Genomic DNA, 24,309 nt, shown 5'->3' on the forward strand with positions numbered 1-24,309 from the left:
TTTAAAATTAATCTAATTCATCATCAAGATCATCATCTAAATCATTATTTGACCCTTCTTGGGCTGCCGCTACATTTGCTGATGCTACAGCTACCGTACTATATTTCGGATTCAATTGAATATAAACTATTGCTGCTACTGTTCCCAATACACCAAGTGAAACTAAATTGAATTTTGTAAATGCAGCAACTACAAATCCCAAGAAAAAGAATGGCATTAAGTACTTAGCTTCCATCATATTTATAACCATAGCATAACCAACAACGACGATAAATCCACCGGCTACTTGAAGTCCTCCTGTTATAGTCTTTGGTATTGCATTAAGCATATTTTGTACTACACTTGTTCCAACAAACATTGCAACTAACAAAGTTGGTATAGCTACACGAAGTGCTTGTATTATCAATGCCAACAAATGACATCTATCTATACCTGCACAATCTCCTTCTTCAGCATAGTGATCTGCCCTGTGTTGGAAGAAAACAGTTATAGTTCTTGCAAATATAGTTAAAACTTGTCCAGCTGCTGCTATTGGAATTGCAAGTGCTATTCCTGATCCTATGTTCTGTTTTCCAGCAATAACAATAATGGCAGAAATTGTGCTTGCAAGTGCTGCATCTGGAGCTACTGCAGCTCCAATATTCATCCATCCAAGTGCCATCATTTCAAGAGTACCACCAATTATAATACCTGTTTTTAAATCTCCTAATATAAGTCCTATTAGTGTACATGCAATTAGTGGTCTATGCGTTTGAAATTCATCTAGAACACTACCCATACCAGCTATACATGATACAATAAAGATTAAAATGATTTGAATTACGCTAATATGCATATATAATCCCCCTTAAAATATTTTTGTATAAAAATTTTAGTAAATATTTTTAAATATGATAATACTTTATTGGAAAATAATTATACTATCATATTTACAATCGATTACATTTTAAATCTCAAAACATTTGTCTATCTAAATCATATAAATTACACAGCATAAATCTTCCATAATATTGAATTAAGAACATTACTTAACAACATCAAATAATGAACCGTCCCCAATTTATTAAATCAAGGACATTAAATCAACTTTACTATCTGCTGCAACCTTTCTTATTTCAAGTTCAATTCCCTTTTCATGAAGTTTTTTAAAAGAATCTATATCCTTTTCATCTACTGATACTGCATTTGTAATTTGCTTCTTTCCACTTTTAAAAGACATTCCACCTATATTGACACTTTTGATATCAACTCCACTTTCAACCATTCTTAAAACATCTGTAGGATTAGTGAATAGTAAAAGTACTCTGTCTTCTGCATATTTAGGATTTTTATAAACTCTTGCAGCCTTTGCTACATCAACAACATGTGATTTAATTCCTGGAGGTGCAACTTGTGTTAAAAGAGTCTTTCTTACTGTATCCTTGGCAACCTCATCATTACAAACAATTATTCTTTGACATTTTGTTTCTTTTGACCAAACAGTAGCAACCTGTCCATGTATTAACCTGTCGTCTATTCTTGCTAAAACAATTTTCATTATAAATCATCCTCCTCATCAGCTTTATTTAAAGTTTCTCTAAATGATTTTATACTTTGATTTCCTGAAGTTTTTGCAACATTTACAAGTTCTTCAACCTTAGAAAAACCTCTTGATCCAAAAACTTCTAAGAGCATTGGTAAGTTTACTCCTGTTACAATATCCATATTTTCATTTTCAATTGCTACTCTACTAGCAGCATTAAAAGGACTTCCTCCAAATAAATCTACTAAGATAAGTACACCATCTTTAGTATCAAGTTTTTTTAATTGCTGTTCATACTTTTCTACTAAACCATCTGCACTTTCTCCTGGTTCAAATGTAATACTACTAATATTTTCTTGACTACCAAATATCATCTCTGAAGATTTTAATAATTCTTCTGAAAATCTACCATGCGTTCCAACAATAATTGCTACCACTAAATTACCTCCTTTGATTATTTCAACATTTATTTTTTATTAATTATCTTTGCCCTTTTATAGAGCAACTACCGTGCCAAAAAAGTGTATTAAAAAAACATTCTCAACTCTTGGCCTTATTTTTCAAGGAGTTAAGAATGTTTAATCTTTTTTAGCATTTTGAAATCAATACACTATTTTTCTGTTTTGATACACTTTTTTCAATAATGATTATTTAATTATTTAAACATTTCCGCAATATAGCATATTTCATCATCATTTAGTTTTATATTTAATGTATCTTTAAATACACAAACTGCTTTTTTAATATACTGTAATATATCTTTATCTAATTTTGACTTATCATACTCATATTTCAAACCATCTTTAAGAACCATTCTTTCAAGAGCACAACCCGTATGTATAATTAATCTTATACTCATGGAATTGGAAAATTTCTTTTTCATTTCTTTTTCTAATACACTAACGAAATCCATTAATACACTTATAACCTTATCAGGATTTAAGTATGTTAAAAATTGTTTTAAACTATCCTCACATAAATCTTTTACCATTATGTTCTCATCACTTTCAACTATTTTTATATTATTATTTCTTATTATATCTTTTAATGCTTTTTCCCCTTCTCCATTAATTAATGATTCTAATGATATGAATGGCACATTTATTTTAGGATTAACTATCCCAATTGAAGCAATAATCTGTTTTTGCTCCGATATATCATCAATTTGCTTTTTTAAGTCTTTTATTCCTATAGGAATTACAGGTATATTGGAATCTGTAACATTATAGATTATATCTTCAACTAACTCTTTTAACTTAACTGCTGCTCCTTCCCCTGTAGAACAAATTGTTATTATAACTCCATCTTCATTTTTAACTTCATCTCTGTCCATAAAAGTACTATATCCCTTAAAATCTTTAAGTGAATTATATATACTTTCTAAATCCATATCAGAAATATTTGCTTTTCTAACTGCTTCTAATACTAATGGAGTTGATACCATATCAATTGTTTTAACTCTAATATTTGTCTTCTCAGAAATTATACTTCCAAAACTCATTAATGATCCCATATCTACAAGAAGTAATACACCTTTTCCTCTATCTACTTCTTTAACCTTTTCAGTCATTTCATCTAATATTTCTTCAGGACTCACTTCTAGCGGCATATCAATAGAAGTAATATTTACATATCCCAAAAGCTTCTGTGCTACTTTTACCATACTACTTGCCGTACTACTTCCATGTGCTGCAACTATTATAGAAACACATCCATCTTCTTTTTCATCCTCTACTGAACTCAACAGTAAAGTTAAATATATAACTTCCATTTCTGGAACTTTAATATTGTACTTATTCTCAATCATATTTTTTATATCTAAAGCTACCTTATATTCTTCTGGATTATCTTTTATAGTACTTTCTATATTTGCATATTTTATAGGAGTTTGATTTTTAATTCTCTTGAAAAATGCACCTAAATGAAGACTCAATGCATATAAAAATCTCTTAGTTAACTTTCTATTCAATCTCTGCTCTACTAAACTTTTAATTTCCCCTGCAAAATCTAATGTTTTTTTATCTACTATTTTTAATATTCTTTCACTATTTTCTGTATCATTTTTAAATTTATCATAGAAGCATTTAATATGTATATTTATATCTGTTGTAATAAATTTTTTTATATACTCATCATCCATCCCTTCTTCTTTCAATACAGAAGCTTTATCTTCTATAATTTTATAAAGATTAAATGGAAGTTCATAAGGATCTTCTTGTATCAATCCCCTATACTTTTCAGGCATAACCATCAAGTTTGAACCTATTAACAAAGATATTTGCTCTGACTCTTTTCTCTTAGCAGATATCGATATGAATCCATTTTTTATATTATTGGGAAGCATCTTTAAATCTATGTCAATACAATCCTTTTTGTTAATACTATTCAAAAATCCTTTTGCACAAATTAACTGTATGTTAGACTTAAGTTGCCCTATATTTCCATATGAAGCACTTCCAATCAATGCCTTTACAGCATCTCTAGTTATTCTTATGGGCTTTTTTACCCTATGAGCTTCATTTGAAATCAAATATTTAATAATGTCAATTTTATCTTTTATTACTCTTTCATCAAACGTAGGAATAGTAATAATTATAGGAATTCTTCTTATAAATGTTTTTAATAAAACTGAATCTGGATCCTCTGTAGTTGCCCCTACTATAAGTACATTCGCTTTTCTATTTCTATCATTTTCTCCAAGTTTATTATACGTACCAGTATCCATAAAATAAAATATCATTTCCTGCCCTTCTGGTGACAGTCTATGTATTTCATCTAAAAATAGGATTCCTCCATTAGCCTTTTCCACTAATCCCTCTTTTTCACAATCTGCACCAGTGAATGCTCCTTTTGAATGTCCAAAAATATGTGAAATCAGAAGTTGCGGATTATTATAATAATCTGCACAATTAAATACTATAAAAGGTGTTTTATCATTAAACTTTTTTATATGTTTTCCATAATTGTACATCATATTAGCAAATAAAGTTTTACCAACTCCAGTTTGTCCAACTATTAAGGTATGAAGGCCATTAGGAGGATATATTATTGCTGCTTTTGCCTGTTCAATTTGATTTTTTAAACTTGTTTCTGCACCTATTAAAAACTGAAATGGATTTTTTTCAGTATCCTTACTATCATCATCTTTTATTAATTCATTTATACTATTTATTTCAATAGGTCCTTTAGGAAGTTTATATTTTATCATATTTTCAATACTCTCTTTATGAAAATACAATACCGGTCTTCCTTTTATTTTTATTATCTTGTCCATTCTTAGAAGTTCATTAAGCTCTTTGCTCACATTGTTTCTTAAAATACTTAAGTCATCTCCTATGTCTTGTGCACTAAAACCTTTTATTTCCTTCAATTTGCCTAAATCACATTCCTTACACTTTTCCTCAATGCAGTTATATATTTTTTCAATCCTCTTCATATTCACATTCACCTTATTTCTGTATTTTTACTTTTTTAGTTTTAAAAAAGTCTGATCTAAATAAATTAATCTTACTTATATCTATATAAATTTTTCTCAAACAAATAACTGTACATATAGAGAATAAAAATAACATAGGGAAATTATATCTTGGTTGCCCTTCAAAAATAAAATATATTAATACAAAATATGCAATATTAAAAAATGGTATAGATATTATATATTTAATTTTTAATTCTTTTTTAAACAAACTAACCATTATATTTTTTAAGTTATATATAACATAAATAATTCCAAAAAAACTTAAAATATAAATGTATTTATCAAAAATAGAATGTATAAAGTTCCTCTTTAGAAATTTTGAATATGTATTTATTTTTTTACTATTCATTGCCCATTCATATATATCTCCAGCTCCACTAAAAAATGTATTATGTAATCTGATAATCCCTAATTTGCAAAATCTAAGTGGATGGTTTAATATCCATTTTTTTGATTCACTTTTAAATATTTTATTTATCGTAGGATTTATCATAATTTGATTTATTTCGTTTTTAGAAGAATCTCTATACTTAAAATTACATTTTAAAAACTTATTTTTTAAATCTTCACATACATCTATATCTGCTACAGGCATCCATGCTCCATTTTTGTTATTACTGTTATTATTTATAAATAACACATATCCCCCATTATACGATACAGGAATTAATGAATTAAACTTCTTATAATTTCTATAAGTCCAAGGTGCAACTACTAGACACATAAATATAGAAGAAATACAAAATAGTTTAGCTGCATATTTTATATTTTTATTTTTTAACCATAAAATTATAGACACCAATATAGGATACACTAAAAAAAATGGTTTAGTTAAAGCTGCTATGCCAATAAAAATCCCAATAATACTATATCTAATTTTATAGTTAAAACTACTTAGTTGTAAGTAAATTATAACTGTGAGTAAAAAAGTTATTAGTATTTCTGACCCCAAAACATTATTATATGCAATATAATTAGGAATAAAAGTTATTAGTATATATGATAAATATACCGTGAATTTACTATTACATAACTTTAATAATATAAATAAAATCATTACTAATGTCATAGACGATAAGAACACATTTAGTACTTTACCTAAAAATATACTATTTGAACCTATTAATTTATAAAAGCAGCCTAATATACAAGGGTATCCCATTGGTTGAAATGCTATAGGCTTTCCTAAATAATAATGTCCTCTCCCCATAAAAATATTTGTAGCTATAGTTTGATATTTACTAAAATCAGAAATAGGTTCACAAGATATGTTAAATATAAAAAAAACACGTACTAATATCCCTAACATCATTATTATTAAAAAATTTATCTTATCTGATTTTTTTAAACTGCATCTTTTGAACCCAACAGATGATATTTCCATTTATGAAAACCTCCAAATTATTTGTAACTCAACTTTCGCAGATGAAAAATAACCGCTACGGGCAATGATATCTTGCTTAGAAACTATTCACTTCAGTAACAAGTTCTAAGCTTTACTCATATTGAAAAAAGATTTTTTAATTAATATTCCATAGGAATCAGTAATTAAAAAATAACTTTTTTCAAATTCGTAAAGCTAAGAACTTGTAAACTTTGTTCAAATGTTTCTTACGCAATATATCATTTCCCTTCGCTAAGCAGTATTTCTTTACTGCGAAAGTTTAGCTTGTAATTTTTATAATATATACATTAATTTACTACAATATATATAATATTACTATACTGCTAAATTTTCAAATAACATAGAATAACATGGGGACGGTTCATTTTTATAATTTAAAAATAATGCAGGGATAACTCTTTTTTTTATGAACCGTCCTCATTTTTAATACTCTTTTTAAGGTTAAAATTTAAATATTTTACCGTAATAACACGCATAATAATATAATAATGTAAATTATTTTGAGAGGTGTTTCTTGCATGAATATTCATTGGTTAGAATGGTTAGGTTATTTAGCTTCCCTTATTGTATTAATATCTCTACTAATGAGCTCTATTTTAAGATTAAGATGGATTAATTTAATAGGTTCTAGTTTATTTTCCCTATATGGATTTTTAATTGGTGCATTACCTGTAGGATTTATGAATTTGGGTATTGTTATTATCAACATATATTATCTTGTAAAAATATATAACTCAAAAGAATATTTTAAAATTCTTCCTATTGAAGGCAATTCTCAATACTTTAAGTATTTTTTAGATTTTTATAAAAGTGAATTAGAAGAATATGCTAATACATCTCATTTTGAAGTTAACAACTCAGATGTTAGTTTTTATATTTTAAGAAATATGGTGCCTGCTGGAGTTTTTGTAGGATCAAAGCACGATGAAAACATATTAAAGGTGGAACTTGATTTTGTTATACCGGAATATAGAGATTTCAAGATAGGAACCTATATTTATGAAAATAAAAAAGAATATTTCTTGAATAAGGGCTATTCTAAATTTATAAGTTTTTCATCAAACCCTGTACATATAAAATATTTTAAAAAAATGGGGTTTGAAGAATCAATAGAAAATGGTAATAAATTCTTTGTAAAATCAATCGACAAGTAATAAATCAATAAAATAGGCAAAAGTTATTTAAGACAATTACTTTTGCAATATTTCTTAAATTTATGCTTCAAATGAAAAATTTTCATAAATTACAATTATATATAATTAAATATACTTGTTCAAAGTACACATAAAATTAATAGACTCAACCATAACCATTGCAAAAAAATATATAACCATGAAAAACACTAGCCTTTAAGCTAGTGTTTTTCATGGTTATAGCGACCAAGCCGATAAGCCGAGTTCTGTCGTGAACAGTCATCTATCTAGGGCTCTAGCCGTTCGAACACGTCTTTTTGTACTTTTTTGATTAAGTCTTTTATCAGTATGATAGCCTAATTCTATTACAGTTATATACAATTGTCAACTGCTTTTTAATATTTCAATACACCTATACTCAGCACAATTTTCATTAAGCTAAATCAAAACGTATCCATTATTTATAATCTCATTATTATTCCCTAAGTTAAAAACATTTCCCAACTAAAAATATTACCGTATCATTAACTTTTTTTATTTACTATTGTCACATTGTCCTTTCCCCTTATACATACCTTCTGAAACAAATCAAATTAAATTTATGGAACTAGGGAAAATCCTTTATTTTTAGCTAAGGACGTTGCTGAATGGATTGAACATACTAACCCAACCTTAATGGTTAACAGTGTTGATGAAGAAGAAAAAAAGCTGGACTATGTAATAGATAGTTCAGGTCAAAGAAGAAAAGCAACATTTTTAACAGAAGACGGGCTTTACGAAATACTTATGCAGAGTAGAAAACCAATAGCAAAACAGTTCAAGAAGGAAATTAAAAAGATATTGAAAGAAATCAGACTAACTGGAGGATATTTACCTGTTAATGAAGATGATACTGAAGGTGACATTGTGGCTAAGGCACTCATTATTGCACAGAATAGAATTGAGTTAAAAGAAAAAGAACTTGAACAAGCTAATAAACAGAATAAACAATTAAAGGATATTGCCGAGAAATACCAAGAGAAAGCAGAAGCATATACAACTATGTTTGATAAGAAAGGATTTACTGTTAAGTCAGTGGCAAACGCTATAGGCATAGAAGGTTTAGGTCAAAATAACCTATTTAAATACCTGAGTGAAATAGGCTGGTCAACAAAGAATTCACCAAGAGAACCTATCCAAACTGCCCTAAATAACGGATATGTAACTGGTATCCCATGTTCTCCTAAAAAAGGATACTCTACTCACTGTTATACAAAGATTATATTAACAGAGAAGGGTATTAGAAAGCTTCATAAAAAACTTATTAATGACTTAGGTATAAAGGAAATTAAATCTGTAGAGGAGATTATGTCTACCTTATCTTAAACTTAATTATAATATTAACCCTAGTGTAAAGCTGGGGTTATTTTTACTTTACAACAGTATTGCTATATAATATTTGTTTTAACCTTAATACTTTAACTGAAACTATAGAAATTTAGATATTAATAAATAACCTAACTATTACCTTATTAATTTCAATACGTAATTAACTAAATTTCACTATCTTATTTTTAAAATATGTTTTTAAGTATATTAACTACTATGCAACATTCTAAATTAAAATAATATTGAAATAAAACTTATTAAACCTGTACATCTTAGTAATTTCAGTACTTTCAATACTATTAATATTCTTTAAAAGGTTAATCAAAATGCTACGTAAATATTGAGGGGCTTCGTTTAGTTGAATTTTAACTTTAAAGTATTGCCAAACTAAAGATTTTTACCACACTTAAAAACCACTGTATCTGGTTTTGATTTTCTTCTATTAATTAAGGTACACTATATAAACTTTCTATCAATTAAATATAAAAAAATTACGAGTAGTATATCCACAATACTACCCGTAAACTAATTATTGTAATCTATTGTATATTAAATTAATTATTACATTTTATTATATTTTAATACGAATGAAATGAGTATACGAACCCTTTAGGGTGAGGTATTACTGTTATATTACTTACCATACCAATTTTGGTGTTTTAATAAATGAGATTTAGAATATACGTATCCTTAAATCTTGAAATACAATTCTTTAACTTATTACTTTTATTACAGTTAGATTAAACAGTTCTTATTTCCAGTTCTCTACAGTATATACCCCATGAATACAACCATTTTACAACCAGTAATGTTAAGGAATTTTAAGGAAGTACCTTGAACCCTTGGTATTACTAGGTCTACGAATTGTCTAACTTTTTACTTATAGGTTGTGAGGTTTTTATGTTACCACCCCAATTATAGGTATGGTAGTGCTGCTCTGGTGTCACTTATACATAAAAATAAAGTGATAATACTCTTGTTAATAAACAATATAAGAAGATTAAGACTTAATCCTTTTATCTATTTCTAAATAAATATAACTTATCTGCTAAATCTATTAAATCATTTCCATTAACAGCTTGGACATTTTCATACCATTGAGCATTTATGGTATCTGGGGAAATTGCTCCTGCAATAGCTGAACTCATTGAGGCAACAGAATCACTGTCTCCACCTAAATTAGCTGCTAATAAAGTTGATTTTTCTGCCGATTTAGTAATTAGAGCAAGAACTATAGAAATGGGAACTATGTTAATTGTAGTTTTGGGAAAATATTTGTCATTTAAGTAGTTAATATCTATCTCATTTTGTTGTAATATGTCTTCATACATATTTATTAATATTTCATTATATTTATAATTCCCAGTTGGATTTCTGTATTTTTGCGCTTCTATACTAGCATTAACTGCAATTTTTAAAATTTCATCTGTGGATTTACCATCAATAGCTGCTGAAACTGCTCCAGCAATCGAAGCGGCAGCACATATAGCCAATTGTCCACCGTGAGTAGGAATACAACTCTCAAAAACAGCAGAAACAATTTCGTGTATTTTATCACTTGAATAAATAATACCAATTGGAGCAACTCTCATTGCAGCACCACAGCCATCGCCATCATATACAACTCTATTTACATCTCCAAATTGTTGAAACTTCCCAAGGTGAAGAGTCGGTCTATTGGATTTTTTACATAACATTAGTTTTTCGCCAATTTTACTGTGAGATACTTTTCCTTCTTCTATTATTGCTTTAGCAACAGCAATAGTTTGTTCAGTATCATCTGTAGTTTCTCCAAATTTCCAATCATAGTGTCTATTTTTGTATCTTGGCATTATCGTACCAATTTCACCTTGAAATCCATTTATCCCATTAGGATACCACTCCTTAATTTGTTCAAAAGCTAAAGTTTCTGTTTGTTTTCCTATAGCGTCTCCAACTGCTAACCCCTTCAAGCACCCTAAAATCCTATTTTTAGTTATTTCAGACATATTATCACTCCTGATAATTATTTTCCAACGAACATAATATGTAATATATTGCTACTTTATGATATATTATACCATTTATTTAAAAAAATAGCTATATCTTATATGAAATAATCCCCCACTTTATTCCTTGATGTGGGCTTTGTCAGAAATGTTAGTGCCACCCCTATAGACGGTACTCCCCTTGTATCCCCCTATCTCTGAAAAGTAAAATTTATAGTGTGTATATTTGATAGGTCGGATTGATGGGATATAGTGGTAGCTCTCCCGTTGGTAGGGTATGGAAGTCTTGGTATGAAACGCTAATAAAGAAGGATTTACCAATAAAGTATAGATTACACATAAAGAAAAATTTTAACAATAAAACAATGTGGTAATAGTGGCATAATGTACCAATACATATATATCCATGGTATAAAACAGTAATAAAGTAGATGGTATAACGTGGTAATATTGCCGTGACTATTGGTGTATTATGGTATAATTTTATAGTGGTATATCTATAATTATTATTAGATAAATAAAAGGTTTTTACTTGGTATTATATCCCTTCTTTTTTTACCCGTCCCCCTCTTATTTTGAAACAAATAAATGAAACGTTTTAAAGTGCCTTTATACCGTGGATTTTTAACCGTTCCATATTTTAAAACATTTGAAACAATAGGACTATACCCCCATAAAAAAGAGACTTAGTTATTAATCCAAGTCCCTTAAAGTCATAAATTTTATTTTACTGTGAACTTTTTCTTTTTACTATCCTCCACTGAAATACTATTAGCAAATATATTAACATCATTAACAAGGTCTTTGGCAAACATCTTGCTGTAGTGTGCTACCATATTGGTAGTGCTGTGTTGTACTAAGTGCATAATCTTAGGCATAGGCACTCCTTGAACCACTAAAGACTTGACATAAAATCTCCTAAAAGCGTGTAAGCCGCACCTTTGTACTCCTCTTTCTCTATTATAAAGCTGAACATATTTGTAAAGGCTTGAAGGGGTTATAGGGTCACCATACACATTACAAATTAAATGAAGTTCATCCGTACTATCTTCACCTTGTGTCCTAACTTTTAAATACTGTTTTAATACATTACATAAAGGTAACGGCATAGGCACTGTATGAGGTTTTTTATTTTTAGTATGTCTGTAATGAATAACTTGCCCTGCAAAATCAATGTCCTCTATTTTAATATTAACTAAAGTTCTAGCCCTACACCCTGTATATGCTAATATGTTTATAGCCGTCCAAGTCATTAGTGTAGAAAATTTACATTCTTTTAAATTAGGTCTAACTAATAGCTTTTGTACCTCTTCTACAGTATACATATCTAAAGGAACTTTATTAGGACTTGGTACTTTAATCGAAAACCTTGGTAAAAATCCTTGTTTCATAGCAAAATATAAGAACGTTCTAATCCCTTTAATATTTGTGTGAATTGTGTTTGTGGCTAATCCTTTATCTATCTGATATTCAATATATTCCTGTACCGTATCAGCCGTTATATCAATAATTGAAGTTGTCTGAGGAATATACTTATAGAAACCTTCTAAAACAAAGTGATAGTATTTAATAGTCATTTCTCTAAGTCTGCGGTTCTCCATATCTTTAATAAACAATTCCTGTACCTCTGACAAAGTCAAACTTGTGGCAATAGTTTCCTCAATATCTTCACGTAAATTTACAGTGATTTTTTTCTTTCTTTGAGTTCTTAGTTTCCTTCCGTCTACTTTGTTGGTTTTATCTGTCATATTAATGCCTCCTTTTAGAATTAGGCGTAAGCAAAAAAGGCTACACACCTATTATCATTTCTGATAAAAGACGTATAACCTTTATTGCAAATACAAAGTAGATAAAGTCACACTTTATGCCACTTCACATCACTTATTAATCTTAATTATAGCGACCAAGCCGATAAGCCGAGTTCTGTCGTGAACAGTCATCTATCTAGGCTTATTGTTGCCAATAAGCTCAAGCGATCTTACCCGGAGACAGGACGGGCCGCCCCATAAGTCTCCCTATTCAATCTTGCTCCAAGTGGGGTTTACATAGCCGCAAAGTCGCCAATGCGCTGGTGAGCTCTTACCTCACCTTTCCACCCTTACCATTATAAAATGGCGGTATATCTCTGTTGCACTATCCTTCAAGTTACCCTGACTGGGCGTTACCCAGCACCCTGCCCTATGGAGCCCGGACTTTCCTCTCCTGCATAATGCAGCAGCGACTGTCTGGCTTACTCGCAAGTATTATAATATCACATACATAAACATAAATCAAGTATTTTATTTACTTTTTTTCTTTCTGCTTTTTCTTTTTTTTACAATTTTCTCGGTGTTTTTACAATACAATATTCTTCCACAACTATCACAACATATAAGCTCTTTTTTTCTCTTGCTGACTATATCATCTAAAATCATGGATGGCAATGCAATTTTACATCCTTGACATACTCCATCTTCTACTGATGCCACAGCAGGTTTTCTTACTCTTCTAATATAGTCAAATTTATTTAATACTTCCTCTGACATACTATCTCTTAAAGCTTGTATTTGTTCATTTCCAGATTTTATCTCGATTTTAGCATTTTGTATTTCCTTTAATACTTCTTCTTTAAATTCATAGAAATTAGTTTTTACACTTTTCATATCATCTTCTATTTTTTGTTTTTGATTTAATAAACTTTCTTCATTATCTAATAAAACTGACTTTTCCTCTTCTAATTTATCTATTTCATTTTGTAAATTTTCAATTTTACTTTGAACATTATCTATAAATTTTATATTACACCCAACATTACCATCATAAAGTAGTTCCTCTTGTTGTTTTTTTTCTTCTTTCTTTTTTAGTACATTCTCTTCTATTTCAGAATATTCTTTTTCTATTTTTTGTATTTCAGTACCAATTTCAATATTTGATTTTTTTACATTTTCATATTCTTTCTGCATTTTCTTTAAAAGTATAATTTTTGACTTATCTTTTAATATTTTCATATTTTCTTCAAGTTTAGTATAACACTTCTCAAGTTTAATTATTTTATCTAAAATTTTCATCTCTAATCCTCCTAATTTTAGTTGTATAAAAAATAGAAATAGGTACATTCCTATTTCTATTTAAATTTATATGGATCCTTATTACTCTCTGATAGCATTATCTTATTATGATAACCCATATTTTCTATTTCATTTTTCAAAATATGCATAAAACCTTTTAATGCCGGCCATTCTGTTCCAAAGTGTCCTGCATCAATTATAGAAATATTTTCTTCCTTAAAGTCACTTACATAATGATATGTTGTATCACCTGTAATAATGCAATCTGCTCCCATTTTTCTACAAGTGCTAAAGAAATCTTCACCACTCCCATTTATTATGGCTACTTTCTTTATGACCATAGAATCATCACCTGCATATCTCAGACTTGAGATTTCTAGAGCTTTTTTAACTTTATCACATAAATCTTCTAAGCTTGTGGTTTTATCCAAAGTTACTAATCTTCCTATACCTGCTTTTTGACTACAACTTCCTAAATGCAAATTCGGTTCTATTATTTCAAAATACTTATAACCTAAAATTTCTGTAATTATATCATTAAAACCACCTTCTGCTGAATCTAGGTTTGTATGACTTGAATATAAGTTTATATCGTTTTTTATAAGATTAATAACCTTTTTTCCTATTAATGTGTCAGTAGTAATACATGCTGGTTTTCTAAAAAAAAGTGGATGATGTGTAAAAATCAAATTACATCCCTTCTCTTTAGCTTCCTCTATAACACTTAATGTGCAATCAAGTGCAACTAATATAGAGGATATTTCTTCTTCCATATCTCCTACCATTAATCCTACATTATCATAGCTTTCCTTTAATTTTGAAGGAGCATAATTTTCTAATATTCTGTGTATATCTTTAACTTTTAAACCCATTTTAAAATCTCCTCCAATTTAAAAATTTTATACTTTAATTCTTCTTTACGTTTTAAAGCACCCATTGACTTATTAGTTATATTAGAATATATTTTTTCATATTTTGCTTTTTTAAAATTTAGATATTCTTTAAGCAGTGGATGTTTTTTTTCTATTAATTTTTCACCAATTTCATAATAAATTTGTTCAACATCTTTAGGATTATTATTGAATTTCATTTTAATTATTTCATAATATTTACCTTCATCAAAACATAATTGTTCATCTATAATATCAAATCCTTTTTCATATATATACTTTCTAAGTACTTCTGGATTTTGAACTGGTTGAAGTACTGCATACTTTAGATGCTTAAAAACTTCTATATCTTCCTCTAAAATATCTCTTATTAAGTTTCCTCCCATACCAGCTATAATTGCACAATCAACTTCAAAAGGCTTTATAGTAGCTAATCCTCCGCCTAATCTACATTGTATTTTTTCTTCTAGTCCTTCAAATCTAATGTTTCTTTTTGCTTTTTCCACAGGCCCCTTATTAATATCAGAAGCTATAGCATTTTGGCATATTCCATTTTTAACTAAATAAATAGGAATATATGCATGATCTGTTCCTATATCTGCAATTGAATTACTTTTATCTATCATATTTGCGATTATCTTTAATCTTAAGCTTATATCCAATTTTATCAATCCTAACTTAACAATCTTAAATTATAATTCAACTTTTACAACCTACAAATCTAAACGACTAAAAATAATATATTACCACAAAACCATTAACCATGTAAAAATAAAGGTTAAAGGTTAAAATTTAAATAACAAATTATGCTGTAGTTGCAAGTTGTATTTAAACCTAAGTTCCCTTGATTACCAATAAACATATAATATTCTAAACTGCAATACTAAAAATACTAATGCTATGATTAAAGCTACATAGATGTATATATATGAAGATTTCTTATCATATTTAGCATGAAAATATGAAGCATAATACATACAAAATAATATCACCATATTCAGTGCTCCATATACCATTTGTTTAAATGCAAATTGCTTGCTAGTACCATAAAGTACGGGTTTAAAAGCTGCATCAAAACTTAAAGGCATTGTGGCAGGTAATATGTGTTTTAAATATAATATGAAAGGATTTAATGTTATTACTATTATAATTATACTAACTAATGTAAATAAAAAAATAAACCTCTTATCTTTATGCAAACTGATTTTCTTAGTATACTTATGTTCCCAAATTTTATCTTCTAATCCTTTATCTTTTAATACTCTTTCAAATTCACTATAATTTTTAGGAGAACATGCATAATTTATTTCATCAGTATTTAAATAAAAGACATTATCATTTTGGGTAACAAACATTCGAGTAACCCCTATTTTATCAATTATACTTCTACCTAATGCAAAGCTATTATTAGCTATTCCTGATAATCTAATACCCTTTATTTTTCCTTTTTGTTCATTATATCCCTTTATATTTTTTATAGGTATGGTTACCTTTTTTAAACCATATATTCCTATTATTGTTAAGTTATCATTATCTACTACATATTTTAATGATATAAATAAAAAAAGATAGTATAATAAATATAAATTTCCTCCTACCGAAAGAATTTTAAATAAGCTAGATAATATATAATTATTACTAATATATAATAAAAAACTTATCCCAATATTATAAACAATTACCATTAATATGATACTTATTATTCCTCTTCCCTTGCCTGATTCGAATTCACACATTAGCATCACCCTTTAAAATTATTATATCATATAGCCTTTTAAATTCAAAATTAAAATTAAAGCACTATTTATTAACTCAACTTTCACAGATAAAAAATAGCCGCTACAGGAAATGATATCTTGCTTAGAAACCTTTCACTTCAGTAACAATTTCTAAGCTTTACTCATATTGAAAAAAGATTTTTTAATTAATATTCCGTAGGAATCAGTAATTAAAAAATAACTTTTTTCAAATTCGTAAAGCTAAGAACTTGTAAACTTTGTTCAAATGTTTCTTACGCAAGATATCATTTTCCTTCGCTAAGCAGTGTTTTTTTACTGCGAAAGTTGAGTTATTAATAAATAGTGCTTTAAAATATCTCATATATGAATCATAAATTAATCTAAATAATCTTTTAACTTTTTACTTCTACTTGGATGTCTTAATTTTCTAAGTGCTTTAGCTTCTATTTGTCTAATTCTCTCTCTTGTAACATTAAATTCTTTTCCAACTTCCTCTAGGGTTCTAGCCCTTCCATCATCCAAACCAAATCTTAATCTAAGTACCTTCTCTTCTCTTGGTGTTAAAGTATCTAATACATTTATTAATTGTTCTTTTAACATAGTAAAAGCTGCTGCTTCAGCTGGAGCAGGTGCTTCATCATCAGGTATGAAATCCCCTAAATGACTATCTTCTTCTTCTCCTATTGGTGTTTCAAGTGAAACAGGCTCTTGTGCTATTTTCATAATCTCTCTAACTTTGTCTACTGGCATTTCCATTTCTTTAGCAATTTCTTCAGGTTGAGGTTCTCTACCCAATTCTTGAAGTAATTGTCTAGAAACTCTTATTAATTTATTTATTGTTTCTACCATATGTACTGGAATTCTTATAGTTCTTGCTTGGTCAGCTATTGCCCTTGTTATAGCCTGTCTAATCCACCATGTAGCATAGGTACTAAATTTATACCCTTTTCTATAATCAAATTTTTCTACAGCCTTAATAAGTCCTAAGTTTCCTTCTTGTATTAAATCTAGAAATAGCATTCCTCTTCCAACATATCTTTTAGCTATACTTACAACTAATCTTAAGTTAGCTTCTGCAAGTTTCTTTTTAGCTCTTTGTTCTCCATTTTCAATTCTCTGAGCAAGGTCTACCTCTTCTTCCGAACTTAATAATGGAACTTTACCAATCTCTTTTAAATACATTCTAACTGGATCATCTATAGCAATACCAGCAGGTACACTTAAGTCAATTTTTTTCTCCGTTTGCTTTTCTTTATCTACCCCTTCAACTTTTATTCCTGTTGATTCTAAAACTTCATATATCTTTTCAATTTGTTCAGGCGCAAGATCTATTTTTTCTAATTTATCCATTATCTCTTTATAAGTTAAAACACCTTTTTTTCTTCCCATTTCTATAAGACTTTTAACTAACGTCATCTTAGCTTCTTTATCTTTCATATTTATCTATGGCCTCCTTCCACACCTGTTATTCGTGAAATCTCCTTTTGTATATCAACAATTTTACGAGCTAGTTTTATGGATTCCTCAACTAAACCTTCAGATTCATATTTTTTAATTTCATTCATAATAGATTTTTTCGACTCCTCTAACCTATATTTTTTAATTTGTCTTATGCAATCCTTTATTACATTTATGTAGTCATCTTCATTTTCAGCTAATCTTACATCTTCAATTTTGACAAATTCTTTAGAACTTTCCACATCTACACAATTTACTTCTATAAACTTACTTAATTCATCAATAGATAAATTAATATTTTGCAATATTAAATCATATATTTTTTTATGACTTGATAAGACCATATCTTCAGGTGTTATATTTTGTACCACAAAATTAGTATTTTTTTTATCCTCTATCATTAGTTTTAATAATACTCTTTCTGCCTTAATATAAGCTGGCTCTAGATATAATTTTTGTCTATTATCATCAATTATATTCATATATCTATGATTTTTATTGTTTTTATTTATATTTCTATTTAACATATCGTATATTGCCTGTTCATTTATTCCTGTTTCTTCAGAAACTTTTTTTATGTATACATCTCTTTCAACTGGATCAAGTTCCTTTAATATTGGTATAACTTTCTTTGCATAATGAATTACTATGTCTTTATTACTAAGATTCATTCCCTTTTTAGCTGCATTCAAACGATAGTCTATAAAAGGAAGTGACTTTTTCATTAACTCTTCAAAAGCTTCTTTTCCATGTGCCCTAATAAATTCGTCAGGATCTTTTCCATCAGGCACTGTAAGAACTTTTATGTCAAATCCTTCTTTTTTCAATATTTGTAATCCTCTCAATGTTGCCGCCTGCCCAGCAATATCTGCATCATAAGAAATTATAACTTTTTTTACATATCTTTTTAAAAGTTTTGCTTGATTTATAGTAAGAGCCGTACCTAAGGAAGCAACTACATTAGTTATTCCTCTTTGATGAAGAGAAATACAATCCATATAGCCTTCTACAATAACAATAGTATCAGATATATGATTCTTTAAAGCAAAATTTAAACCATATAAATTAATTCCTTTTTTAAACACTTCTGTTTCTGGCGAATTTAAATACTTAGGTTTAGAATCATCTAATACTCTTCCACCAAAACCTATGACTCTCCCCCTATAATCAAAAACAGGAAACATTACCCGATTTCTAAATCTATCATAATGCGTATTGTTTTTGCTTTTTAGTATAAGACCAGCTTCAATCATGTCTAATTCTGTGTAACCCTTATTTTTTAAATAATAAATAAGTTCATGCCAACTATTAAGTGAGTACCCAAGACCAAACTTCTTCATTGTCTTTTCAGTAATGCCTCTATCTATAAAATATTTTTTTATTGATTTGTTACACATTAAATTGTGAAAAAAATATCTTGCAGCTTCAACATTTATTTTATATAACTTATTTCTTTTATCATTATATTTTTTGTTATCCCCATTGTTTAATTCGAAATCAATATTTGCTCTATCCGCAAGCATTTTTACAGCTTCTGGAAATGGTATATTTTTTGTTTTCATTACAAAAGTTATTACATTTCCAGCTTCCCCACATCCAAAACACTTAAAAATTTGTTTATCAGGTGACACTGTAAAAGAAGGAGTTTTTTCATTATGAAAAGGACATAAACCTACATAATTTCTCCCCGTTCTCTTTAATCTAGTTACTTCTGAAATTACATCTACAATATTATTTTCTTCTTTTACTCTTAAGATGAGATCTTCAGCTATCAAAAATTCTCCCACCCAACTATTATAAATTTGTTAAATCCTAACTATTTGGTATTCGACAAAAAAGTTTAATTTCCTTTTATTTTTTTTTTATATTTATTAAAACTGTATTTAATATATTCTTTATTAAATATTAAAATCCTTCAATATTTTTTATTTTTCTTGATGAAAGTTAAACTTATCTTTAAAAAATATCGAAATATATACTTGTAACATATGTTATTCTTCCATATAATTGTAAAAATTATTCTAATAATATTTAATAAATTATACTATTATCAATATTAAAAACCTCCTTAGCTTTTCTACTATAAAATTTATTCTATACATAATGCAAAACTCCTTTTTTTAATTAAAATGTATAATATTATGAATTTTTTAATATGTTTATAGTGAAATTCTTTTATGAGGAGTGTTAACTATGCCTTATAAGGCTAAATTATATAACAATACAAAACTATTATCTGAAGATAATGTAAAAAAATACGTACTTCCCCAATATAATTTGGAAAATGGATCTATAGAACAAATTAAGTTTAAAAATTCTGAAAAACAAAGAGCAGTCTATAAAATAACTTCATTTGATAAATTCTATTGTCTTAAAAAAGTTTACTATGATGTTCCTGAACTACTTTTTGTATATTCAGCTATAGAATGGTTGTACCGATATAATATTAATGTACCAAAAATACTTCCCACAAAAAATAATAGTCGATATGTAACATATGAAAATATGATTTTTATTTTAACGCCTTGGATTCAAGGTATTAAATGCGATTATGACATTAAAAATCATATGTTTAAATCAATGAGAAATTTAGCTAAAATGCATAACTCAACTGAAAAATTCACACCTATTTTAGGTAGTAAATCTACTTCTAATTTTAGTAATATATCTAATTCAACTAATAGAAGATATCAAAAAATATTGACTAATTCAAATTTAGCATTTAAAACTCATGATAATTTTTCTAATTTCTTTCTAGAACATTTTGATATAAATGAAACTTTAGCAAGAAAAGCTTGCGAAATTTCTTATTCTATAAATCATGATAATTTAAGTAAATCCCTTTGTCATTTAGATTATGTAAATAAAAATTTAATTTTTGACGAAAATTTAGAGTTATGGGTAATAGATTTTGATAAATGTAGAATGGACTTTTGTGTTCATGATATGTCTTACTTTTTAAGAAGATTATTAAGAAGAGATAAAACTAAGTGGAATCTTAAACTTGCAATAAATTGTATAACTGAATATGAAAAATTTCATAAATTGAATTTAGACGAATATAAGTATCTTCTTGCTTATTTATCTTTTCCTCAAAAATATTGGAGAATATCTAGAGATTATTATAATAATATAAAAAAATGCAATAAACATGCTTTCATGAATTTACTTATAAAGTCAACTAATAATGAAGAAGAACAATTAGAATTTGTATATAATTTTATTGATTATATTGAACATAAATTTTCAACTAAAATACAGTAACTCTCCACTCCGATAAATGATATATTGCTACATTTAAAGTTACTTTTACTATGTAAAAAAGGTTTCTAGAAAATTCTAGAAACCTTTTAGTCATTAACTCAACTTTCACAGGACAAAAATACTGTCTAGCGAAGGGGAATGATATATTGCGTAAGAAACATTTGAACAAAGTTTACAAGTTCTTAGCTTTACGAATTTGAAAAAAGTTATTTTTTAATTACTGATTCCTACGGAATATTAATTAAAAAATCTTTTTTTCAATATGAGTAAAGCTTAGAACTTGTTACTGAAGTGAAAGGTTTCCTAGCAATATATCATTTCCCGCAGCGATTGTATTTCATCTGCAAAAGTTGAATTATTAATCTATTGTCTTGGATTTTTTACTTGAGCTTGTGCTGCTGCTAATCTTGCAATTGGAACTCTATATGGTGAGCAAGATACATAATTTAATCCAACATTATGGCAAAATTCTACTGAAGATGGATCTCCACCATGCTCTCCACAAATTCCTAATTTGATGTCTGGTCTTGTTTGTTTTCCAAGTTCTGAAGCCATTTTAACAAGTTTTCCTACTCCATTTTGATCTAACTTTTGGAATGGATCAAATTCATAAATCTTGTTATCATAATAATAGTTTAAGAACTTAGCTGCATCATCTCTTGAAAAACCAAAAGTCATTTGAGTTAAATCATTTGTTCCAAATGAGAAAAACTCAGCTTCTTTAGCTATTTCATCTGCTGTAATTGCTGCTCTAGGTATTTCTATCATAGTTCCAATTTTATATTCCATGTTAATGTTTTCTTTTTCAATAATTTGGTCTACAACTTCTTTAATTGTATCTTTAACAAATTTTAATTCTTTAATTTCTCCTACTAATGGAATCATTATTTCTGGCATAATGTTATATCCTTTTCTTCTTCTTACATCTATTGCTGCTTCAATTATTGCTCTAGCTTGCATTCTAGCTATTTCTGGATAAGAAACTGCAAGTCTACAACCCCTATGACCCATCATTGGATTAAATTCATGCAAAGAATCTACAGAAGCTTTTAATTCTTCATAAGATATTCCCATTTCTTTTGCCAAGTCTTCTATATCTTCTTCTTCACTTGGTAAAAATTCATGTAGTGGTGGATCCAATAATCTAATTGTTACTGGTCTTTCTTCCATAGCTTCATATATTCCTATAAAATCTTCTCTTTGCATTGGTAATAACTTAGCTAATGCATTTTCTCTTTGTTCTAAACTTTTAGCAACTATCATTTCTCTAACTGCTGGTATTCTATCTTCTTCAAAGAACATGTGCTCTGTTCTGCAAAGCCCAATTCCTTGTGCTCCAAATTTAACTGCTTGCTTAGCATCTTTTGGAGTATCTGCATTAGTTCTTACCTTTAGTTTCCTTATTTCATCTGCCCATGCCATAAAAGTACCAAAATGACCTGAAATTTCAGGTTCTACAGCTTTTATCCGTCCATCATATACATTTCCAGTACTTCCATCTAATGAAATGTAATCTCCTTCATTAAACTTCTTTTCTCCAATTTGAAATGTTTTAGATTGTTCATCTACACTTATGTCTCCACATCCTGCTACACAACAAGTTCCCATTCCTCTAGCAACAACTGCTGCATGAGAAGTCATTCCTCCTCTTACAGTAAGAATTCCTTCTGATGCTACCATACCTTCTATATCTTCTGGAGAAGTTTCTAATCTTACAAGAATTACATCTTCGCCAGCTTGATGATGAACTTTTGCTTCTTCTGCAGTAAAATAAACTTTTCCACAAGCAGCTCCTGGAGATGCTGGTAAACCTGATGCTATAGCTTTAGCTTTTTTTAGTTCTTGTGTGTCAAAAGTTGGATGAAGAACAGAATCTAATTGTTTTGGTTCAACTTTTAATATTGCCTCATCTTTAGTTAACAATCCTTCTTTAACAAGGTCTACAGCTATTTTTAGTGCAGCTTCAGCTGTTCTTTTGCCATTTCTTGTTTGTAAGAAATATAATTTTCCCTGTTCAATTGTAAATTCCATGTCTTGCATGTCTCTGTAGTGATTTTCAAGTTTTTGAGCAATACCCATAAATTTTTCATAACATTCTGGCAAATCTTGCTGCAATTTTTTAAGAGGTTGAGGTGTTCTTACTCCTGCTACAACATCTTCTCCTTGTGCATTTATTAAGTATTCACCAAATATAGTCTTTTCTCCTGTTGCTGGATCTCTTGTAAATGCTACTCCTGTACCTGATGTATTTCCCATATTACCAAAAGCCATTCTTTGAACATTTACTGCTGTTCCCCAATCGCCAGGAATATCATTTAGTCTTCTGTAAACAATTGCTCTTGGATTATCCCAAGAACTAAATACTGCTGTAACAGCTTCAAATAATTGTTCTTCAGGATTTTGAGGGAAATCCTTTCCTAATTCTTTTTTGTATAGTTCTTTAAACTTATTTACTATGCCCTTTAAATCGTTTGCATCTAATTCAGTATCAAATTTAACACCCTTTTCCTCTTTAACTTGATCTAATATGTTTTCAAATTTTCTCTTTTCTATTCCCATAACAACATCTGAAAACATTTGTATAAATCTTCTATAAGAGTCATAAGCAAACCTTATATTATTTGTTAATTTTGCTACTCCCTCTACAGTGTCATCATTTAATCCTAAATTTAATATTGTATCCATCATTCCTGGCATGGATACTCTTGCACCAGACCTTACTGATACTAGTAAAGGATTTTCTTTACTTCCAAATTTCTTTTCTGTAGTTTGTTCTACTACTCGTAGTGCTTGTACTATCTCTCTAGATATTTCTTCCCCAATTTTCTTGCCATCACTATAATATTTAACACATGCTTCAGTTGTGACTGTAAATCCTTCTGGAACAGGTATACCTAAATTTGTCATTTCTGCCAAATTAGCACCTTTTCCACCTAAAAGATTTCTCATAGATGCGTTTCCTTCTTGGAATAAATATACATATTTTTTGTTTGACATATTAACATATCCCCCTTCAT

Annotated in this window: 17 protein-coding genes and 1 other RNA gene; 3 read left to right on the forward strand and 15 right to left on the reverse strand. The window is 28.4% G+C overall.

Annotation, left to right across the window (positions count from 1 at the left end; all coding sequences use genetic code 11):
* Positions 1–7 precede the first annotated feature (7 nt).
* The 5 genes from ACFIJ5_RS11935 to ACFIJ5_RS11955 form a co-directional block, all read right to left on the reverse strand.
* Positions 8–829: a PTS mannose/fructose/sorbose transporter subunit IIC gene (locus ACFIJ5_RS11935; RefSeq protein WP_379809600.1), complete on the reverse strand. Its 822-nt coding sequence runs from the start codon at positions 827–829 to the stop codon at positions 8–10.
* Between the two features lie 234 nt (positions 830–1,063).
* Positions 1,064–1,537, reverse strand: a complete 474-nt coding sequence (locus ACFIJ5_RS11940; RefSeq protein WP_379807304.1) for a mannose/fructose/sorbose PTS transporter subunit IIB — start codon at positions 1,535–1,537, stop codon at positions 1,064–1,066.
* A complete protein-coding gene (locus tag ACFIJ5_RS11945; RefSeq protein WP_379807306.1) occupies positions 1,537–1,959 on the reverse strand; it encodes a PTS sugar transporter subunit IIA in 423 nt (140 codons plus the stop codon). The genes ACFIJ5_RS11940 and ACFIJ5_RS11945 overlap by 1 nt, the downstream gene beginning before the upstream one ends.
* Positions 1,960–2,177: 218 nt before the next feature.
* Positions 2,178–4,958 carry a sigma 54-interacting transcriptional regulator gene (locus ACFIJ5_RS11950; protein WP_379807308.1) on the reverse strand — a complete coding sequence of 927 codons (2,781 nt, stop codon included), beginning with the start codon at positions 4,956–4,958 and terminating at the stop codon, positions 2,178–2,180.
* A gap of 13 nt (positions 4,959–4,971) precedes the next feature.
* Complete coding sequence (locus ACFIJ5_RS11955) at positions 4,972–6,384, reverse strand: hypothetical protein (protein WP_379807310.1); 1,413 nt, start codon at positions 6,382–6,384, stop codon at positions 4,972–4,974.
* 539 nt (positions 6,385–6,923) lie between these two features.
* Between ACFIJ5_RS11955 and ACFIJ5_RS11960 the strand changes: the two genes are divergently transcribed.
* Positions 6,924–7,559: a GNAT family N-acetyltransferase gene (locus ACFIJ5_RS11960; RefSeq protein WP_379807312.1), complete on the forward strand. Its 636-nt coding sequence runs from the start codon at positions 6,924–6,926 to the stop codon at positions 7,557–7,559.
* A gap of 576 nt (positions 7,560–8,135) precedes the next feature.
* Positions 8,136–8,903, forward strand: a complete 768-nt coding sequence (locus ACFIJ5_RS11965; RefSeq protein ID WP_379809601.1) for a BRO family protein — start codon at positions 8,136–8,138, stop codon at positions 8,901–8,903.
* Between the two features lie 1,019 nt (positions 8,904–9,922).
* On the opposite strand, the gene ACFIJ5_RS11970 is transcribed toward ACFIJ5_RS11965, so the two are convergent.
* From ACFIJ5_RS11970 to dnaG, 9 genes are all read right to left on the reverse strand, one after another.
* A complete protein-coding gene (locus tag ACFIJ5_RS11970; RefSeq protein ID WP_379807314.1) occupies positions 9,923–10,894 on the reverse strand; it encodes an ADP-ribosylglycohydrolase family protein in 972 nt (323 codons plus the stop codon).
* Between the two features lie 722 nt (positions 10,895–11,616).
* On the reverse strand, positions 11,617–12,642 hold the full coding sequence (locus ACFIJ5_RS11975; protein ID WP_379807316.1) for a tyrosine-type recombinase/integrase: 1,026 nt from the start codon (positions 12,640–12,642) through the stop codon (positions 11,617–11,619).
* Between the two features lie 148 nt (positions 12,643–12,790).
* Positions 12,791–13,131, reverse strand: an RNA gene (rnpB, locus tag ACFIJ5_RS11980) — RNase P RNA component class A.
* 42 nt (positions 13,132–13,173) lie between these two features.
* Entirely contained in the window at positions 13,174–13,941 is a 768-nt protein-coding gene (locus ACFIJ5_RS11985) for a zinc ribbon domain-containing protein (RefSeq protein ID WP_379807318.1), read from the reverse strand.
* Between the two features lie 56 nt (positions 13,942–13,997).
* Positions 13,998–14,813 (reverse strand): Nif3-like dinuclear metal center hexameric protein, encoded by an 816-nt coding sequence (locus ACFIJ5_RS11990; protein ID WP_379807320.1) that lies wholly within the window; start codon positions 14,811–14,813, stop codon positions 13,998–14,000.
* A complete protein-coding gene (locus ACFIJ5_RS11995) occupies positions 14,804–15,493 on the reverse strand; it encodes a tRNA (adenine(22)-N(1))-methyltransferase (RefSeq protein ID WP_379809602.1) in 690 nt (229 codons plus the stop codon). Before ACFIJ5_RS11995 ends, ACFIJ5_RS11990 begins: the two co-directional genes overlap by 10 nt.
* Before the next feature lie 186 nt (positions 15,494–15,679).
* Positions 15,680–16,567: a PH domain-containing protein gene (locus ACFIJ5_RS12000; protein ID WP_404660531.1), complete on the reverse strand. Its 888-nt coding sequence runs from the start codon at positions 16,565–16,567 to the stop codon at positions 15,680–15,682.
* A gap of 378 nt (positions 16,568–16,945) precedes the next feature.
* Positions 16,946–18,007 (reverse strand): RNA polymerase sigma factor RpoD, encoded by a 1,062-nt coding sequence (gene rpoD, locus ACFIJ5_RS12005; protein ID WP_379807324.1) that lies wholly within the window; start codon positions 18,005–18,007, stop codon positions 16,946–16,948.
* A 2-nt stretch (positions 18,008–18,009) separates the two neighbouring features.
* On the reverse strand, positions 18,010–19,803 hold the full coding sequence (gene dnaG / locus ACFIJ5_RS12010) for a DNA primase (protein WP_379807326.1): 1,794 nt from the start codon (positions 19,801–19,803) through the stop codon (positions 18,010–18,012).
* 418 nt (positions 19,804–20,221) lie between these two features.
* Between dnaG and ACFIJ5_RS12015 the strand changes: the two genes are divergently transcribed.
* Positions 20,222–21,292 carry a CotS family spore coat protein gene (locus tag ACFIJ5_RS12015; protein WP_379807328.1) on the forward strand — a complete coding sequence of 357 codons (1,071 nt, stop codon included), beginning with the start codon at positions 20,222–20,224 and terminating at the stop codon, positions 21,290–21,292.
* Positions 21,293–21,655: 363 nt separating this feature from the next.
* On the opposite strand, the gene ppdK is transcribed toward ACFIJ5_RS12015, so the two are convergent.
* Positions 21,656–24,289 carry a pyruvate, phosphate dikinase gene (gene ppdK, locus ACFIJ5_RS12020; protein ID WP_379807330.1) on the reverse strand — a complete coding sequence of 878 codons (2,634 nt, stop codon included), beginning with the start codon at positions 24,287–24,289 and terminating at the stop codon, positions 21,656–21,658.
* Positions 24,290–24,309 lie beyond the last annotated feature (20 nt).

This window comes from Haloimpatiens myeolchijeotgali, from assembly GCF_042688525.2.
GTDB lineage: Bacteria > Bacillota > Clostridia > Clostridiales > Clostridiaceae > Haloimpatiens.

Excerpts from the sequence above, each read along its gene's own strand:
- ACFIJ5_RS11940 (WP_379807304.1), bottom strand. The coding sequence starts at position 1,537 with ATGAAAATTGTTTTAGCAAGAATAGACGACAGGTTAATACATGGACAG.
- ACFIJ5_RS11970 (WP_379807314.1), bottom strand. The coding sequence starts at position 10,894 with ATGTCTGAAATAACTAAAAATAGGATTTTAGGGTGCTTGAAGGGGTTA.
- ACFIJ5_RS11975 (WP_379807316.1), bottom strand. The coding sequence starts at position 12,642 with ATGACAGATAAAACCAACAAAGTAGACGGAAGGAAACTAAGAACTCAA.
- ACFIJ5_RS11990 (WP_379807320.1), bottom strand. The coding sequence starts at position 14,813 with ATGGGTTTAAAAGTTAAAGATATACACAGAATATTAGAAAATTATGCT.
- rpoD (WP_379807324.1), bottom strand. The coding sequence starts at position 18,007 with ATGAAAGATAAAGAAGCTAAGATGACGTTAGTTAAAAGTCTTATAGAA.
- ACFIJ5_RS11985 (WP_379807318.1), bottom strand. The coding sequence starts at position 13,941 with ATGAAAATTTTAGATAAAATAATTAAACTTGAGAAGTGTTATACTAAA.
- ACFIJ5_RS11955 (WP_379807310.1), bottom strand. The coding sequence starts at position 6,384 with ATGGAAATATCATCTGTTGGGTTCAAAAGATGCAGTTTAAAAAAATCA.
- ACFIJ5_RS12015 (WP_379807328.1), top strand. The coding sequence starts at position 20,222 with ATGCCTTATAAGGCTAAATTATATAACAATACAAAACTATTATCTGAA.
- ACFIJ5_RS12000 (WP_404660531.1), bottom strand. The coding sequence starts at position 16,567 with ATGTGTGAATTCGAATCAGGCAAGGGAAGAGGAATAATAAGTATCATA.
- ppdK (WP_379807330.1), bottom strand. The coding sequence starts at position 24,289 with ATGTCAAACAAAAAATATGTATATTTATTCCAAGAAGGAAACGCATCT.
- ACFIJ5_RS11960 (WP_379807312.1), top strand. The coding sequence starts at position 6,924 with ATGAATATTCATTGGTTAGAATGGTTAGGTTATTTAGCTTCCCTTATT.
- ACFIJ5_RS11950 (WP_379807308.1), bottom strand. The coding sequence starts at position 4,958 with ATGAAGAGGATTGAAAAAATATATAACTGCATTGAGGAAAAGTGTAAG.